The sequence below is a fragment of the Vibrio sp. N418 genome, from assembly GCF_000222565.1.
In the GTDB taxonomy this organism is placed as follows: domain Bacteria; phylum Pseudomonadota; class Gammaproteobacteria; order Enterobacterales; family Vibrionaceae; genus Vibrio; species Vibrio scophthalmi.
Genome location: NZ_AFWD01000009.1, coordinates 1 through 17,501, shown reverse-complemented (window position 1 = coordinate 17,501; position 17,501 = coordinate 1). Strand labels below are relative to the sequence as shown.

The 17,501-nt window shown below is 45.2% G+C and carries 17 protein-coding genes; 4 read left to right on the top strand and 13 right to left on the bottom strand.

Going from position 1 to position 17,501, the window contains the following annotated elements; translation table 11 throughout:
- Positions 1–7 precede the first annotated feature (7 nt).
- The 13 genes from thiL to RH86_RS01925 form a co-directional block, all read right to left on the bottom strand.
- Positions 8–979, bottom strand: coding sequence for a thiamine-phosphate kinase (thiL, locus tag RH86_RS01985; RefSeq protein ID WP_009384649.1), 972 nt, complete (start codon positions 977–979; stop codon positions 8–10).
- 91 nt (positions 980–1,070) lie between these two features.
- The gene (gene nusB / locus RH86_RS01980) at positions 1,071–1,538 is read right to left on the bottom strand and encodes a transcription antitermination factor NusB (protein WP_005592767.1); all 468 of its coding nucleotides are present in this window, start codon (positions 1,536–1,538) and stop codon (positions 1,071–1,073) included.
- Complete coding sequence (ribE, locus tag RH86_RS01975) at positions 1,538–2,008, bottom strand: 6,7-dimethyl-8-ribityllumazine synthase (RefSeq protein WP_005592769.1); 471 nt, start codon at positions 2,006–2,008, stop codon at positions 1,538–1,540. Before ribE ends, nusB begins: the two co-directional genes overlap by 1 nt.
- Before the next feature lie 149 nt (positions 2,009–2,157).
- Positions 2,158–3,267, bottom strand: a complete 1,110-nt coding sequence (ribBA, locus tag RH86_RS01970; RefSeq protein ID WP_009384648.1) for a bifunctional 3,4-dihydroxy-2-butanone-4-phosphate synthase/GTP cyclohydrolase II — start codon at positions 3,265–3,267, stop codon at positions 2,158–2,160.
- 74 nt (positions 3,268–3,341) lie between these two features.
- Positions 3,342–3,995, bottom strand: coding sequence for a riboflavin synthase (locus RH86_RS01965; RefSeq protein WP_009384647.1), 654 nt, complete (start codon positions 3,993–3,995; stop codon positions 3,342–3,344).
- A 2-nt stretch (positions 3,996–3,997) separates the two neighbouring features.
- Positions 3,998–5,104 (bottom strand): bifunctional diaminohydroxyphosphoribosylaminopyrimidine deaminase/5-amino-6-(5-phosphoribosylamino)uracil reductase RibD, encoded by a 1,107-nt coding sequence (ribD, locus tag RH86_RS01960; RefSeq protein ID WP_009384645.1) that lies wholly within the window; start codon positions 5,102–5,104, stop codon positions 3,998–4,000.
- 12 nt (positions 5,105–5,116) lie between these two features.
- Positions 5,117–5,566: a transcriptional regulator NrdR gene (nrdR, locus tag RH86_RS01955; protein WP_005592773.1), complete on the bottom strand. Its 450-nt coding sequence runs from the start codon at positions 5,564–5,566 to the stop codon at positions 5,117–5,119.
- A gap of 157 nt (positions 5,567–5,723) precedes the next feature.
- The gene (locus RH86_RS01950) at positions 5,724–6,974 is read right to left on the bottom strand and encodes a glutamate-5-semialdehyde dehydrogenase (protein WP_009384644.1); all 1,251 of its coding nucleotides are present in this window, start codon (positions 6,972–6,974) and stop codon (positions 5,724–5,726) included.
- Positions 6,975–6,994: 20 nt separating this feature from the next.
- Positions 6,995–8,134 carry a glutamate 5-kinase gene (gene proB / locus RH86_RS01945; protein WP_038219099.1) on the bottom strand — a complete coding sequence of 380 codons (1,140 nt, stop codon included), beginning with the start codon at positions 8,132–8,134 and terminating at the stop codon, positions 6,995–6,997.
- 118 nt (positions 8,135–8,252) lie between these two features.
- Positions 8,253–8,642, bottom strand: coding sequence for a sigma factor-binding protein Crl (gene crl, locus RH86_RS01940; protein ID WP_009384642.1), 390 nt, complete (start codon positions 8,640–8,642; stop codon positions 8,253–8,255).
- 83 nt (positions 8,643–8,725) lie between these two features.
- A complete protein-coding gene (gene frsA, locus RH86_RS01935) occupies positions 8,726–9,973 on the bottom strand; it encodes an esterase FrsA (protein WP_005592780.1) in 1,248 nt (415 codons plus the stop codon).
- Positions 9,974–10,115: 142 nt separating this feature from the next.
- Positions 10,116–10,580 (bottom strand): oxytetracycline resistance phosphoribosyltransferase domain-containing protein Tet(34), encoded by a 465-nt coding sequence (gene tet(34), locus RH86_RS01930; RefSeq protein ID WP_005592781.1) that lies wholly within the window; start codon positions 10,578–10,580, stop codon positions 10,116–10,118.
- Between the two features lie 287 nt (positions 10,581–10,867).
- On the bottom strand, positions 10,868–12,157 hold the full coding sequence (locus RH86_RS01925) for an NCS2 family permease (protein WP_009384639.1): 1,290 nt from the start codon (positions 12,155–12,157) through the stop codon (positions 10,868–10,870).
- Positions 12,158–13,180: 1,023 nt separating this feature from the next.
- On the opposite strand from RH86_RS01925, the gene RH86_RS01920 reads away from it, so the two are divergent.
- From RH86_RS01920 to RH86_RS01905, 4 genes are all read left to right on the top strand, one after another.
- The gene (locus tag RH86_RS01920) at positions 13,181–14,653 is read left to right on the top strand and encodes an aminoacyl-histidine dipeptidase (RefSeq protein ID WP_009384637.1); all 1,473 of its coding nucleotides are present in this window, start codon (positions 13,181–13,183) and stop codon (positions 14,651–14,653) included.
- 415 nt (positions 14,654–15,068) lie between these two features.
- Positions 15,069–15,512: an ATP-dependent zinc protease gene (locus RH86_RS01915; RefSeq protein WP_005592784.1), complete on the top strand. Its 444-nt coding sequence runs from the start codon at positions 15,069–15,071 to the stop codon at positions 15,510–15,512.
- A complete protein-coding gene (rimK, locus tag RH86_RS01910; protein WP_009384631.1) occupies positions 15,512–16,417 on the top strand; it encodes a 30S ribosomal protein S6--L-glutamate ligase in 906 nt (301 codons plus the stop codon). Before RH86_RS01915 ends, rimK begins: the two co-directional genes overlap by 1 nt.
- A complete protein-coding gene (locus RH86_RS01905; protein WP_005592786.1) occupies positions 16,404–17,468 on the top strand; it encodes a succinylglutamate desuccinylase/aspartoacylase family protein in 1,065 nt (354 codons plus the stop codon). Before rimK ends, RH86_RS01905 begins: the two co-directional genes overlap by 14 nt.
- The last annotated feature ends 33 nt before the right edge of the window (positions 17,469–17,501 follow it).

The window sequence follows — 17,501 nt, the reverse complement described above, 5'->3', positions numbered from 1 at the left end:
TTACATCTTAATTATTATTGAAATGATCATACCCACTCAATTTCCATTCGAGTGGTTTACCTTGTAAAGTCAATGACAGCCCTGCCTGTGCGACAATTTGGCCGATACAAGTGACTTTGGTATTGCTCTCTAATAGCATACTCTCTAATGCGTCGCGATGCTGTGGTGAAATAGTAAAACAAAGTTCGTATTCTTCGCCACTGGTGAGTGCGTATTGCAATGCTTGTTCACGATCACGTGTAAATGCCAATAACTCGGCAGAAATCGGCAGCTCATCAACTTGCAATTGCGCCCCAACCCCCGAACGTTTAAGAATATGCGGCAGATCAGAAATCACCCCATCTGAGATATCAATCGCGGCACTCGCGACGCCTTGTAGCCTCTGCCCAAGCGAAACTCGCGGCGTAGATAAATAGTGGCGCTTTTCCAGCTCGGCAGCATAGGGAGCGTTGAGCGCGGCATTCCCTAACAGTACATCGAGACCTGCTTTAGCATCCCCAAGGTTGCCTGAAACGTACACCCAATCACCCACTTTGGCGCCATCACGTCTGAGCGCTTTATCGGCCGCGACGAAACCTTGCACTGTCAGCGTTAAGCTCAGTGGGCCTTTAGTAGTATCACCACCAATCAACTGAATACCGTATTCGTTCGCGAGTGCAAAAAAACTGTCACAGAATGGCTTTAGCCACGCTTCATCGACCTCTGGCATGGTTAAAGCAAAAGAGACCCAAGCTGGACTTGCCCCCATTGCCGCGAGATCACTAATATTCGACGCTAGGGCCTTATGCGCCACCCATGCAGGATTAGCAGAGGCGAGGAAATGAGTTCCAGCCACTAAGGTATCAGTGCTGATTGCAATCGCTTGATTGACAGGAGCTTGCACTAAAGCGCAATCATCTCCTGCCGCCAAAAGAACGTCTTCGCGCTGAGCTTGGCGACCAACAAAATATTTGTCGATCAGATTAAATTCACCGGGCATAGAGAGGTGTCGTTTCTAACAGGCTATTTTTGAGGAATTCAGTATATAAAAAAAGGCCAGCAATTTGCTGACCTTTTTACTAATCTGGCGATTATTTCTTACGTACGTGCGGCGCGGCTTTATCAAGCACACCGTTAACGAATTTGTGGCTATCTTCTGCTGCGAATACTTTTGCAAGTTCAATCGCTTCGTTGATAACAACTTTGTAAGGAACGTCTTCGCGACGAGTCATCTCGTACATAGCAAGACGAAGTAGCGCTAACTCCATCAAATCCAAATCTTGCATTGGACGAGATGTGTATGGGCGAATCTTACAATCTAGCTCTGTGTGACTTAGCACAACACCTGCTAACAGGTCACGGAAGTAGGCAACGTCTGTGTCTGGTGCAGTTAGCGCTGGTTCTGCGGCATGATGTTCTTCTTCATCATACTTACCACCAGATAAAAACTGCTCTTCAATTGTGGCAACATTTTCTTTAGTAATTTGCCAAGAGTAGATCGCTTGTAGAGCGAATCGACGTGCATTACGACGTGCGGCTGGTTTCACACTGGCCCCCATTAGGAATCGATTTCAGAAAGAACGTTAATCATCTCAAGTGCGCTCAGTGCAGCCTCTGCACCTTTATTACCAGCCTTGGTTCCTGCGCGCTCAATTGCTTGATCAATAGTATCAACAGTTAGAACACCGAATGCGACTGGAAGTGAAAACTCCAGAGACACTTGTGCCAAACCTTTGTTGCATTCACTACAAACATAGTCAAAGTGTGGCGTTCCGCCACGAATAACGGTACCTAAAGATACGATGGCATCGTACTTACCCGTTTTCGCTACACGTTGAGCAACTAGCGGTAATTCCACTGCACCAGGGCAACGAACTACAGTAATGTTGTCTTCGCTAACTTGTCCATGACGCTTTAAAGTATCGATGGCACCAGACAATAGACTTTCGTTAATAAAACTGTTGAAACGAGAAATAACGATAGCAATTTTTGCGTTTGGCGCTGGGAAGCCACCCTCGATCACTTTCATAAGCTTTCCTTTAACTATGTTCATCAAGTGAGAATCGCCGGATTCTAGCACAAAACTGTGAGCAATATCTAATAGGTTTTTACATTCCTAAAACGAAAAAGCGAGACATACAATACATCTCGCTTAATCCATTGGTTTACTGTTGTGAGTTACTCACAAATATATTCAACAACATTCAATCCAAAACCGCCAAGGGCATGGTAGCGCTTATTGCTTGAAGAAAGTAAACGCATGTCATGTATACCAAGGTCAGCAAGGATTTGTGAACCCACACCCACACGGCGTGAAGTGCCTTGTTTCTTGGCTAACGTCGGTGCGCTACCGTTGTCTTGCGCTTGAAACATTTTGACACGATGAATCAGTAGATCACTTGGCTCTTCGTTACCCAAAATTACCAACACCCCACCTTCTTCGCCAATACGCTTCATCGCTTTATCAAGCGTCCAGCTGCGTTCGGCATTGCGGTCGCTGCGTAGCAAGTCAGTAAAGGTATCTTGCAGGTGAACACGAACCAGTGGTGAGGTATCTGCCGCACCTTGTTTACACATTGCATAATGTACTTGGTTGTCAATCGTGTCACGGTAAGTGACCAGGTTGAACTCGCCGAACTCGGTCGGGAGCTTACATTCTGCCACGCGTTCGATGGTCGTTTCGGTGTTGTTACGGTACTCAATCAAATCGGCAATCGTGCCTAGTTTGATATCGTGTTTTTCCGCAAAGATTTCCAAATCAGGGCGACGCGCCATGGTGCCATCGTCATTTAAGATCTCAACGATAACCGAAGCTGGTTCTAGCCCTGCTAAACGCGCCAAATCACAACCCGCTTCCGTGTGACCTGCACGTGTTAATACACCACCTTCTTGCGCAGCTAGGGGGAAGATATGGCCAGGTTGTACCAAGTCTGCCGCTTTAGCGTCTGCCGCGACTGCCGCTTGCACGGTGCGTGAGCGATCCGCTGCTGAAATCCCTGTGGTTACGCCTTCCGCCGCTTCAATTGAAACGGTGAAGTTAGTGGTGTATTGCGCGTTGTTGTCTTGCACCATTGGTGGTAAGCCAAGACGCTCACAACGGGATTTGGTCATGGTTAAACAAATCAAACCACGGCCGTAAGTTGCCATAAAGTTGATCGCCTCCGGAGTCACATGTTCCGCGGCCATGATCAAATCGCCTTCGTTTTCACGGTCTTCGTCATCCATTAAAATGACCATTTTGCCTAAACGAATGTCTTCAATAATTTCTTGTGGCGTACTAATTGGCATCTTTAGTTCCTATTTTGACTGCGCGTTATATTACCGCTTTGTGTTCGTTAACAAGAGTGCTTCTCGCTCACGATTTAAGCAAATCCATTTTGCTGGAGAAATTCCATCGTGATACGTGATTCTGGTTGTGCCACTTGCTGACTGGTCAGTAATCGTTCCATATAACGAGCCAACACGTCAACTTCAAGGTTAACCTTACGACCAACATGAAAATCGGCGATAGTCGTTTCTTCTCCAGTATGCGGAACGATCGTCAACTTAAAAGCATTCTTACGTAATGCATTGACTGTCAGGCTAATGCCATCAACAGTGATTGAGCCTTTTTCTGCGACGTACTTGTTGAGCTCTTCCGGCATGGCGACCCAAAACTCAATCGAACGACCAACTTGGTTACGTTCAACAATTTCACCGACACCATCCACATGACCAGAGACAATATGACCGCCAAAACGCGTGGTCGGTAACATCGCTTTTTCTAGGTTTACTTTGTCGCCGGCTTGGTAATGAGTAAAACCGGTTTTATTCAATGTTTCGAGCGACAAGTCAGCGGTGTAACTGTGGTCATTAAACGCCACAACGGTTAAGCAAACGCCATTCGTAGCAATGCTATCACCGAGTTTAACATCCGACATATCAAGCTTGTTACTGCTCACGGTGACACTGATGTCTTCGCCTTTTGGCGTAATGGCAGTCAGCGTACCAACTGCTTCTACAATACCTGTAAACATAATTACTGTTCTTTATAGATTGGCTTAGCAAGGATGCGAATATCGCGCCCTACTTGCTTAAGCTCGGAAATATCAAGTTCGATCACTTGCGACATATCTTGTAAACCCAATGCGCCGAATAAACCGCGACCATCACTGCCCATTAGTTTAGGAGCCAGGTAAAGTACGACTTCGTCCACCAGCTGCTGTTGCATCAGTGAACGAGCAAGCGTCGCCCCCGCTTCGACCCAGATATGATTAATATTGTGCTGTTTAGCTAACATTTCAAATGTTGCGCGTAAATCTATTTGCTGATCGTCATTCAGCAAGCACTCCATATCGCCACCCGGTGCCACAATTAATCGATCTCCTGCGGTTTGAAATAACTTCAAATCCGCTGACAATTGATTTTGACGGTCAAGAATTACACGTACTGGTTGGCGTAACTCTTCTGCTGGGTAATGGGCTTGAATCGATAGGGGAAGATCATCCCAACGAACATTGAGCGAAGCGTTATCTTCAATCACGGTTTGACTAGTTGAGAGAATTGCGCCAGATTGAGCTCGAAAGGCTTGTACATCTTGCCTCGCTTGCGCCGATGTAATCCATTGGCTCTGACCATTAGCCAATGCGGTTTGGCCATCGAGGCTGGCGGCCATTTTTAATTGAACAAACGGCATACCTGTTTGCATGCGTTTAATAAAGGTCGGGTTAAGCGCTTGAGCATCAGCTTCAAGTAAACCGACTTGCACCTCAATTCCCGCTTCGCGCAGCATGTTAATGCCACGGCCTGACACTTGCGGATTCGGATCTTGCATCGCGCAGATCACTTTAGCGACTTTGGCTTTAATCAAGCCTTCAGCGCACGGAGGCGTTCGTCCATAATGAGAACAAGGCTCTAATGTCACATAAGCGGTTGCACCTTCAGCCAATTTACCAGCCATGCGCAAAGCATGTACCTCGGCATGGGGTTCACCAGCACGATAGTGAAAACCTTCACCAACGATTTGATCATCACGAGTGATCACACAACCGACATTCGGGTTGGGCGCAGTGGTATAGATGCCACCTTGCGCCAATTTAATCGCTCGTGACATCATAAGGTAATCTTGCGGAGTAAATGTCGCCATCAGCCGATCCGTTTAATCTTCTAGCTTGGCAATTTCTTCGCCAAATTCACGAATATCTTCAAAACTACGGTAAACCGAAGCAAAACGAATATACGCCACTTTATCGAGTTCTTTGAGTTGTTCCATCACTAAGTTCCCAACCATATCGCTAGGGACTTCTCGCTCGCCAGTCGCGCGCAATTTGGATTTAATCATGCTGATAGCCAGCTCAACCGCGTCAGCACTCACCGGACGTTTTTCTAACGCACGCTGCAAACCACCGATCATTTTATCTTCATTAAACGGCTCACGGTTACCATTCGACTTGATCACTCGTGGCATAACTAACTCAGCGGTTTCAAACGTGGTAAAGCGTTCGCTACAAGCTAAGCATTGTCGACGACGACGTACTTGATGGCCATCAGCCACTAACCGAGAATCGATGACTTTTGTATCAGTCTCAGTGCAAAAAGGACAATGCATATCACCTCCATATCAATGCTCGTAGTGTAACGGAATTGATAACTTGAAGAAAAGAAAAAGGGGCGACAACGCCCCTTTTCACTATCTATATCGCATCGTACTCAAAATAATGACAGCGAGAGCTGCAATTTAGTGAGTACTCATTTATGACGCTAACTTAGCTACGTACCAAGTAGTTGGCTTTACCCACCCACTTATAGCTGGTCAACTCTTCTAAGCCCATTGGACCACGCGCATGCAACTTCTGAGTCGATACCGCAACTTCAGCACCCAAGCCAAATTGCGCACCATCAGTAAAGCGTGTTGATGCGTTGACATAGACGGCGGCAGAACCAACAGAGTTAATGAAGCGCTCTGCGTTTTCCAGACTATTGGTCATAATAGCGTCTGAGTGACTCGCATTATGGACGCGCATGTGATCAACCGCTTCAGCAACATCTGCAACCACTTTTACGCCAAGCGTGTAGCTTAGCCATTCAGTATCAAAGTCTCCATCAACCGCATCACGCATCTCTTGCGCATTGCCAAGCAGTGCTTTCGCTTTTGGTTCAACGACCAAGGTCACCTTGCCATTTAAACGCTCAGCCAACATTGGTAGAAACTCTCCCGCTACTTTCTCATGAACCAACAAGGTATCAAGCGAATTACAAGCAGAAGGACGTTGTACTTTTGAGTTTTCAACCACATTAAGTGATTTAGCCAGGTCAGCACTGTCATCAACAAAGATATGGCTGATGCCAAAACCACCGATGATCACAGGAATGGTGCTGTTCTCTTTACACATTTTGTGTAAGCCCGCACCACCACGAGGAATAATCATATCCACGTAGTCATCCAACTTAAGCAGTTGTGACACCAACTCACGATCGGGTTTTTCAATATACTGTACTGACGCAGCTGGTAGGCCAACTTTGCCCAATGCAGATTGAATCACCTTCACTAACTCCATATTAGAGAAGAAGGTTTCTTTGCCGCCGCGTAGAATACTGGCGTTACCGGTTTTCAAGCACAATGCAGCAATATCGATCGTGACATTAGGGCGCGCTTCATAAATCACACCAACCACACCGAGAGGTACACGACGACGTGCCAATGACATGCCGTTTTCCAACACTTTGCTATCGATTTCGCTACCAACAGGGTCATTTAGGCTAATGACATTACGTACGTCATTAGCAATGCCCGTCAAACGCTCAGCATTAAGCAACAGGCGGTCAAGCAGAGCTTCAGTCAGGCCAGCTTGGCGGCCTAACTCGATATCTTTTTCATTTGCCGCCAGAATGTCAGCGGCGTTCGCTTCAAGTTCATCAGCAATCAGAGCCAATGCTTGGTTTTTTTGCGCAGTCGATGCTGTCGCGAGTACAAAAGCCGCCTCCTTGGCCGCTTTACCCATATTGGTTAAATCCACGTTCGTTCCTTTCTAATGCTTTATTCTTGAATGACGACCATATCGTCACGGTGTACGACTTCTGAACCATAGTCGTAACCCAATACTGAATGAATGTCTTTACTGTGCGTGCCGCGAATCTTCTCCATGTCAGCACTTGAGTAAGCTGAAATACCGCGAGCAATCAGTTTACCGGCTTGGTCGGTCACACGAACAACATCACCACGAGCAAATTCACCGCTCAACGACACGACACCTTTCGCCAATAAGCTACTGCCTTTGGCTAAAACAGCATTAACAGCGCCATCGTCAATCACCAGATCACCGGCTGCTGCTGGGCCAGCCAAAATCCAACGCTTACGGTTTTCCAACGCTTCTTCGCATGGAAGGAATCGCGTCCCTTGTGGATCGTCACCCAAAGAATCAAAAATGACATCTGGCGCACTGCCAGCAGCGATGATCACTTCAATGCCTGCTCGACGAGCGATATCGGCAGCTTGCAGTTTGGTCGCCATGCCACCAGTACCAAGATTTGTACCACTACCTCCGGCAATTTTACGCAAGGTATCATCGATGGTTTTGACTTCTTTGATCAACTCAGCGTTCGGATCTTTGCGCGGATCAGCAGTAAAAAGACCTTTTTGGTCGGTGAGTAGCAATAACTTATCTGCACCACATAAAATACCGACGAGCGCCGAAAGGTTGTCGTTGTCACCCACTTTTATTTCCGTGGTCGCCACAGCATCATTTTCATTAACGACAGGAATGATGTCATGCTCAACCAAGGCATTGATCGTATTACGCGCATTAAGAAAACGCTCACGGTCATCAAGGTCAGCGCGAGTTAACAGCATTTGACCGATTTTCATGCCATAAATGGCAAATAGCGCTTCCCAAGTTTGAATCAACTGGCTTTGACCAACAGCGGCAAGCAACTGTTTGCTTGCCATCGAGTTGGGCAGTGCGGGGTAACCAAGGTGCTCACGGCCAGCGGCAATTGCGCCAGACGATACAATAACCACTGAGTGGCCAATTTTTTTGAGCTCTGCACATTGACGTACCAACTCCACCATATGAGCACGGTTAAGTTGTAGCGTTCCGCCAGTCAATACACTGGTACCAAGTTTAACAACCACAGTTTGTGGCTGAGTCACTGTTCCGCATTGTTGATTCGTTGTCATGATCGATTGAATTATTAAAAAACAAGAGCTGTTGTTTTATCAATCAACGCCGCATTTAACAAGCAGAAAAGGCGCTAAAAGCGCCTTTTTATTGGTTACGTTTTGTTAAGTGCCCTTTTTAGACAAATTCCACTGATTTGTCGTGCAGGGAGATTGACATGCCAAACTCTTTTTCTAACAGTTCAGTCAGTTTTTGATGAAAGCTATTTTGAATGCGATTTACTTCCGCAATCGCATCTTTGGGGATTTTATGATCAATCCACTCGCCTTTTTTATCGTATTTCCCCACACGATAACGCGCAGCAAACTCATGACCTTGCATCTCAAGCTCAAGCCACCATCCCCAAAATTCGCGCTCTTCCGGAGACTTCTTGTCATCTACGCAAACCGCTAAGCAATCAAATAAATAAAACCCTTCCCTACTTTGCGATTCCCTGAGGTAAGGCCCAATGGCTCTTAAACTCGTTAGCAAGCGAAAATGAGTCGGGATTTTTGTCACTTTTGACATATAGACTCTCCATTTTTCTATTTTAATTATCAGCAGGTTATTAACTTAACCTAACATTACTGTTAACTAAATTAGTAAGAAAGTCATCTCAACAACTCATCTTCTAACCATTTGATCGCTAAATCGAGGGATTGCTCATATCCTTGTGTAATTGTTTTGGAACTGATTTTCTTTGCTTTACCATAATCACTAAAAAGAGCGACCAACTGGTTATCACTGAAAGGTGACACCGGATCCCCTTCCAGACTCATGGCTAAAATAGGCACTTTGGTTTTACGACTTGATAAGAAACCTTGCGTTTTTAATGACCACGCCATCATTTGCCCGGCAAGACTGTGAATATCGACCACTTCTTTACCTAAACGAGTGGCGAGGAGATCCAAATACATTTTTGGCATTTTTTTCAACTTAGCCGGTGAAGAGAATACATCGTGGATTGGCGCCCCTAAAGAGACACAAGCCTTAATTTTAAACTGCTCCATAAATGACAGCCTAATCAGTGCATTGCCTCCAAAGCGAAAACCAATCAGACCAACGCGGAAATGATCAACCCATGGAATATTTGGCAATTCGTTGAGTACCGCTTGATGTAGGCAAGAAGAGTCTTCTGATAGCGACCAATGGCTAGAGTGACCAAGTGAAGGCATATCCACGGTCAGCATCGCAATATCTTTTGGTGCGAGATGATCACGGAATAAACGCCACATATCAGTTTGCAAACTATCCAATCCCGCACTCACAATCACCACGGGTTTTGGTTTATCTGTCGAGGCAAGGTGCAAGTGCGCTATGATTTTTTTACCCTTATACGGCACTTCAATACGCTTAATAATGTACTTAGTTTTGTCTGCCGCATCTTGATACGCTTTTGCCGATAAGGCTTGCGCTTGAATAGCGAGATTATCATTTTTTAAATGAGGGTAGCCGGCAATGCTGTAGCAAAGAGAAGCATTAAACAATTCATCAGCGGCTTCTTCGCCTTGTTTTTCCCCGGCACGCTTTTGATGCAACATGCCCAGTTTCGTCCACTCAAAGGTCCAGTTTCCCCCGTGATAACCCATCACTGTATCGAGCCATTCTTCATGAGTACGCGAATGAGATGAGCCTGCTATTTTTGCCAGCACACTTTCCATTTCAATCGGGTCAACACCTTGCCATACCCACTGCAGACGACGAAGATTACGATACCAACGCTGACCTGAATTTTCACGCATTTCATCGAGCAACGCACGATTAGTTGGCATATAACGAGTGAGCTCTGATGTCTCTTTCGCTTGCTTGTGATTAACAAATAACGTTTCGGAAAGGTTTTGATTATCCAGTTCAGACATGACGATACCTAACTAATGACTACCCCAACATACTATACTCAAGTTAACTCAAGATGCCATGTTGAATAGCACAACTCACATTTAACGACACCATAAACAAAAAATGACCCTAGGCGGGTCATTTTAAAATAACTTTAAACGCTTACTTTTGCTTGCGATTAATTGGTTCCACAAATTGCACTGTGGTATCCCATGGCTGCTCAATCCATGTATCTTGAGCAATATCAACCACGTAATCATCAAGAAGAGTGGCACCTGATGGCTTAGCGCAAACAGCAATCAGTTTCGCTTTCGGGTACATTTCACGTAGTTTACGCGCTGTATCACCGCTATCCACTAGGTCTTCGACGATTAGGTAACCTTCGCCATCACCTTCTGGCGCTTTTAGCACGGTCATATCACGCTGGTGATCATGATCGTAGCTAGAGATACAAATGGTATCAACGTGACGAATACCAAGTTCACGCGCAAGAATAGCACCCGGTACTAGACCGCCACGACTCACCGCCCAAATACCTTTCCACTGTTCAGCTGGCATCTGTTTTTCAGCAAGCTGACGACAGTAATTTTGCATGGCGTCCCAAGTGATAATGAATTTTTTGCTCATTGTAATAACCTAATAATTTTGAAGTTTGCATCCCCGTATTAGGCAAAATTAAACCGATGATGGTTTACAGTGCAAGTAGCAACAGGCAAATAGGGGAAAAGCGACGCAAACGATTATTCTACCGAAAGCGCTGGGCAATACCAATGGAGAATTCACCATTTCAAAAAAATAAACGCCATAGCAGCGCAAACCACTATGGCGATGTGAATTCCGTCACTGTTAGGCGGGGGATGCGGGTTTCTTAGCCCTATTCCCCTTCGCCACTGACAATTTAATTAAACGACGAATTAGGCAACAAGATACTTAATCGCAAACAATGCAGCCAATGCCCAAACACTGACAGAAACTTCACGGCCTTTACCACTCAGTAGCTTAATTGCCGCGTAAGAGATAAAGCCCAATGCGATACCTTCTGCAATAGAGTAAGTCAAAGGCATCAGTAAACACGTCACAACCACTGGTGCAGCTTCAGTCAGATCACGCCAGTCAACGCTCACTAAGCCAGACATCATCAGAATCGCAACATAGAACAATGCGCCCGTTGTTGCGTAAGCTGGGATCATGCCCGCTAAAGGCGAGAAGAAAATCGCCAGTAGGAATAGCACACCAACCACAACCGCCGTTAATCCCGTGCGGCCACCAGCAGCAACACCAGCGGTTGATTCAACAAATGACGTCGTACTTGAAGTACCCAATACCGCACCTACAGAGGTCGCAGTAGAGTCAGCCAATAATGCTTTATCTAAACGAGGTAGCTTGCCATCTTCTTTAATTAGGTTCGCTTTCGTTGCCACACCGACTAACGTACCCGCGGTATCGAATAGGTCTACGAATAGGAAAGCGAACACAACCGAAATCATACCCACTTCGAATACACCGGCGATATCCATTTGCATGAACGTTGGCGCAATACTTGGCGGGGTAGACATCACACCGCCCCATTGCACATCACCAAGCACAATACCGATTGCCGTGGTAATCAGAATCGCAATCATCACACCACCACGCACACCACGGTAAACCAAACCGATCGTTAAGAAGAAACCGAGTGCTGCTAGAGCCGGTTTCAAGCTGGCTAGATTGCCACCACTGACTAATGTTGCTGGGTTATCAACCACGATACCGGCATTTTGCAAACCGATGAAAGCTAGGAAAAGACCGATACCGGCTGAAATGCCCGTGCGAAGAGAAAGTGGGATTGAGTTGATGATCCATTCACGAACTTTAAACACACTTAAAGCCATGAACAGCAAACCAGAAACAAAAACAGCCCCTAAGGCCACTTGCCATGTATGTCCCATACCTAGGACAACACCGTAGGTGAAGAAGGCGTTCAACCCCATACCCGGAGCAAGTGCGATTGGGTAGTTCGCCACAAAGCCCATAATAAAACAGCCAATTGCCGCAGCCAGACAGGTCGCGACAAATACGGCGCCTTTATCCATTCCAGCATCAGCAAGCATCGCAGGGTTTACAAAAATGATGTAAGCCATAGTTAAAAAGGTAGTAATACCTGCAATGATTTCAGTTTTGACGCTCGTGTTATTTTCACTGAGCTTAAAAAGTTTCTCGAACATGGTTAAATCCCATCAAGATAAAAGGTAAACGTTTGCGTAATCGATTGGCTATGATTATAAAGTTATCAAATAGCAAATTCCAGATAGATTTAATGCTCTAATCAATATTTTTATTCTGCCGTTCCTCAACACAACAGTTAAAGCCACTAACAACAAAGATAAAAACCTTATTATTCATAGATTAAGCCACCATTTCAGCATATTAATCAATCGGCTAAATTTCGAGCCATGTTGTAAACTTTCAACGGGTTTATTGTGTCATTCTACATTTTAAAGCGGATTTATATGCCAGTCATTGCGCTTTAATTGGCCAGTTTAGGAAAAGAGTGAGATGGTGTTTAAGAAATGTACATATCGAGCAGATAAAAAAACGCCACTCAAATTGAGTGGCGGTTGAATCATGTCAGCTAAAAAAGAAAGCTGTAAATAAATTCCAATAATAGGGGTGAACAAAACTGTTCGATAACAAGCTAAAAACTAATAGCCAAAGCTTGTTGGGTATACAAAGTTACTCGTATAAACAGAGCTGTTTATCCAGAACATTGCACTTGGTAAACCTTTCATACTATCACCTTTTAAATCAATTAATTAAATAACAAATATTGATTTCTCGGTTCCTTGGAGGCGATAAATCGGACTCATCCTTTGAGCATTTTCTCTTCGCTTTCGAAGTTGGTTATAAATATACCCCAAAGAAAATAAATTACAAGTAAATTGGTGATAAAAGTCACAAAAACTTCATTTATTGATCTATGTCACGCCAATTCTGTAAGTTAATTACAGAATTAGCAATACATGGAGCTCAAATATCAAGCAGCAATGAAAACGATTGCTCATCATGGGCGCCCTGTGTTTGCTGCGATCTTGTACAGCAAGAAAATCACTTTTTTACCCCTACTCTCTACTTGAGGAGAGTGCTATGCTAGCTCGCACTAGTTAATGGGCAATTTGTAGTTTTTCATTCTACATTGGTCTACTTATTAACCAATTTGATATTGCCCTGTACCAAATAAGGAGTCATCCGTGTCTGAATTCCATTCTGAGATTAGCCACTTATCCCCTGCGCCACTTTGGCAGTTCTTCGATAAGATCTGTTCTATTGCGCATCCATCAAAACATGAAGAAGCTCTCGCTCAGTACATTGTCACTTGGGCACAAGAGCAAGGCTTCGATGTTCGCCGCGATCCTACTGGTAACGTTTTCATCAAAAAACCAGCAACTCCGGGGATGGAAAATAAGAAAGGTGTTGTTCTACAAGCGCATATCGATATGGTACCGCAGAAGAATGAAGACACTCAGCATGACTTCACTACTGATGCTATTCAGCCATATATTGATGGCGAATGGGTCACAGCGAAAGGTACGACCCTAGGCGCTGACAATGGTATTGGTATGGCATCTTGTCTCGCTGTCTTAGCGTCAACGGATATCAAACATGGTCCGATCGAAGTTCTATTAACCATTGATGAAGAAGCGGGCATGACGGGCGCATTCGGTCTAGAAGCCGGTTGGTTAGAAGGCGATATTCTACTCAATACCGACTCAGAGCAAGAAGGCGAAGTTTACATGGGCTGTGCTGGTGGTATTGATGGCGAGGTCACTTTGCCACTTACTCGTGAAGCTATTCCAGCAGGTTACATTACTCGTCAACTGGTCCTGAAAGGCTTAAAAGGCGGTCACTCAGGTTGTGATATCCACACTGGTCGTGGCAACGCTAACAAACTGCTTGGTCGCTTCCTTGCTGGCCACGCTCAAGAACTTGATCTACGTCTGATCGAGTTCCGTGGTGGTAGCCTACGTAATGCCATCCCTCGCGAAGCATTTGTGACAGTAGCCTTACCAGCAGAGAACGAAGCAAAACTAGCGGAAACATTTGAGTTTTACACCAACCTACTTCGCGCTGAACTGGGCCGTGTAGAAACAGATATCGCGAGCTTTAACCAAGCAGTGAGCAGCGAAGCACAAGCATTTACACTAAGCGATCAACAACGCTTTATTGCTACTCTGAACGCACTACCAAATGGTGTTATTCGTATGAGTGACGACATTGCAGGTGTGGTAGAAACGTCACTTAACGTAGGTGTTATCGTGACAGAAGAGGACAAAATCACCGTACTTTGTCTTATCCGTTCTTTGATCGACTCAGGTCGCCAACAAGTAGAGAGCACGCTAAAATCAGTCGCCGAGCTAGCTGGTGCGAACGTGGCATTCAGTGGCGCATACCCAGGTTGGAAACCGGATGCAGACTCAGAGATCATGGCAGTATTCCGTGATCTTTATGACAATATCTATGGCCACAAGCCAAATATTATGGTGATTCACGCCGGTCTTGAATGTGGTCTATTTAAAGAACCATACCCAGAAATGGATATGCTTTCTTTCGGTCCAACCATCAAGTTCCCACACTCTCCAGATGAAAAAGTGGAGATCAGCACAGTGGCGCTATTCTGGGAACAAATGGTCGCTCTACTCGAAAATATTCCTGACAAAGCATAAGCAACTCAGTGAAGCATTAGTAGAAGTTATCCGAAAAGCCAGCTTGGATTAGCTGGCTTTTTTAGTGATGACGATAAAAAAGATTTATCGTCATCACTAATTATTTTCGTTAGTCACGGATATATCAGGTTGTTACAGTCCCCGTCCTTGAAGCGTCTTTGGGCAAACCATCTTGCCTTCTTCAAGCACCATAACACCGTGTTGTTATGTTGGGAGCGCTCCTTCCTGGGGTGTCTTATTTCTCTCATATACTAATCTGTATTAGGTAGTCGTGTATTTCGTTGTGCACTGAAATATTCATTTGCAGTCATAACCTTTTACTGCCTATTTTTATTGGCACTGCTAATAGGAATTCCCCCTATTGGTTGATGATGAACCAACACATTTTTGTATATCAACGAACTGAATAATTGTGATGAAGAAAGAAAAACTGCTCGTAGGCTGGTGTGAAACACTATCCCTACCATGTCTTGGTATTGATAAAATTAACGCTAAAATTGATACCGGCGCCAGAACCTCTTGCTTACACGCGTTCAAAGTAGAGAGCTTTTACAAGGAAGAGACACAATGGGTACGCTTTTGGCTACACCCTATTCAACACAACACGGAAGTAGAAGTCGTTTGCGAAGCGAAAGTTATCGATGAACGCGTTGTTCGTGACTCTGGTGGTCATGAAGAAAAACGCTATGTGATTCAAGTCGAGATGAGCCTCGGCGGTCAAACTTGGCCAATTGAGATCACATTAAACAACCGCGAGAACATGGCTTTTCGTATGTTATTAGGTCGTACTGCAATGCACCACCGCATCCAAGTCGATCCTGTAGAATCATTTTTAATCCCGTTTGAGGAAAACAAATAATGAAAATTGGTATTCTGTCACGCAACGCGAATCTTTACTCGACTCGTCGCCTAATCGAAGCGTGTGAAGTTCGAGGCCATGAAGTTAAAGTAGTTGATGCTCTTCGCTGTTACATGAATATCAATTCAGATAAACCAGAAATTCACTTTAAGGGTGAAGATCTTTCTGGTGTCGATGCTATTATTCCTCGCATCGGTGCATCTGTGACTTTTTACGGTACTGCAGTGCTACGCCAATTTGAAATGATGGGTGTCTACCCAATCAACGAATCGGTAGCGATTACGCGTTCTCGTGACAAATTGCGTTCAATGCAACTTTTGTCTCGTAAAGGCATTGGTATGCCTATCACTGGCTTTGCAAGCAAACCAGATGATGTAAAAGATTTGCTGGAAATGGTTGGCGGTGCGCCAGTAGTTATCAAGCTTCTTGAGGGCACCCAAGGTATTGGTGTTGTGCTAGCAGAAACGCGTAAAGCGGCAGAAAGCGTTGTTGAAGCTTTCATGGGCTTAAAAGCCAACATCATGGTACAAGAATTCATTAAAGAAGCTGGCGGTGCTGACATCCGCTGTTTCGTTCTGGGTGATAAAGTGATTGCCGCGATGAAACGTCAAGGTGCAGAAGGTGAGTTCCGCTCGAACCTACACCGTGGTGGCAGCGCTTCGCTTATCAAAATCACGCCAGAAGAGCGCCGCACTGCGGTTGCTGCTGCGAAAATAATGGGTCTAAATGTGGCTGGGGTTGATCTACTTCGTTCTGACCGCGGTCCATTAGTCATGGAAGTAAACTCATCTCCAGGTCTTGAGGGTATTGAGGCCGCTACCGGTAAGGACATCGCTGGAATGATTGTCGAATTTATTGAGAAAAACGCGGCAAGCAAAAGGACTAAAACTCGTGGCAAAGGCTAAAAAGAATCGTGCTTTTGAATTTCTCGGTGAAACAGTTGCACCAGGAGAACGTAAGGTAATCGAGTTAGAAGCAGCCAAGCTTTACACTCACTCACCTTTATCGATTCCAGTCGAAATCATCAATGGTAAATTGGCTGGTCCAACATTGATGGTTAACGCTGCTATCCATGGCGATGAACTGAATGGCGTAGAAATCGTTCGTCAGTTAATCAACACCATTGATGTGAACAAACTGAAAGGTACCCTCATTGCGGTGCCTATCGTGAACGTATTTGGTTTTATCCATAAGTCTCGCTACTTGCCTGACCGTCGTGATTTAAACCGATGCTTCCCGGGTAGTGAAAAAGGCTCGCTTGCTTCACGCATGGCACATACCTTTTTCTCACAAGTGGCAAAACGCTGTGACTACATCTTAGATTTGCATACTGGTGCGATTCATCGTACAAACTTGCCTCAAATCCGTGCGGATTTGAGCAACCCAGAAACACTAAGAATTGCTCAAGCGTTTGCAACACCTGTAACGGTGGATGCCCCTCTGCGTGATGGTTCACTTCGCAGTGAAGCAGAGCGTCTGGGTATTCCTGTACTGACTTACGAAGCGGGCGAAGCATTGCGCTTTGAACCTATTTGTATCAGTGCTGGTTTTATTGGCGTACAGCGTGTGATGCAAGCTATTGGTATGCTGCGTGCTAGCCGTAAAAAGCTGCCAAACACCGTGATTGCAAAATCAACCAGTTGGTTGCGCGCAGAAAGCGATGGCATTCTACGTACCCTAGTCACACTAGGCGAAAAAGTAGATAAAGGTCAGGTGTTGGCGTACATCAGCGCACCACTTGGACACAGTGAAATTGAGCTAACGGCGCGTAAAGGCGGTATCGTTATTGGCCAACAAACACTGCCACTCGTGAACGAAGGCGACGCTATTTTCCACCTAGCTTACTTCGAAGAAGATGACGATGAAGTGGAGCAAGTGGTTGAAGACTTTATTGAAGAGATCATCGATGCGGATCTAGAACCGCTCACGACTGGTCAAATCAATACACATAATTAATGTGATATCGCCAAATAAAAAAGCCCGCAATGC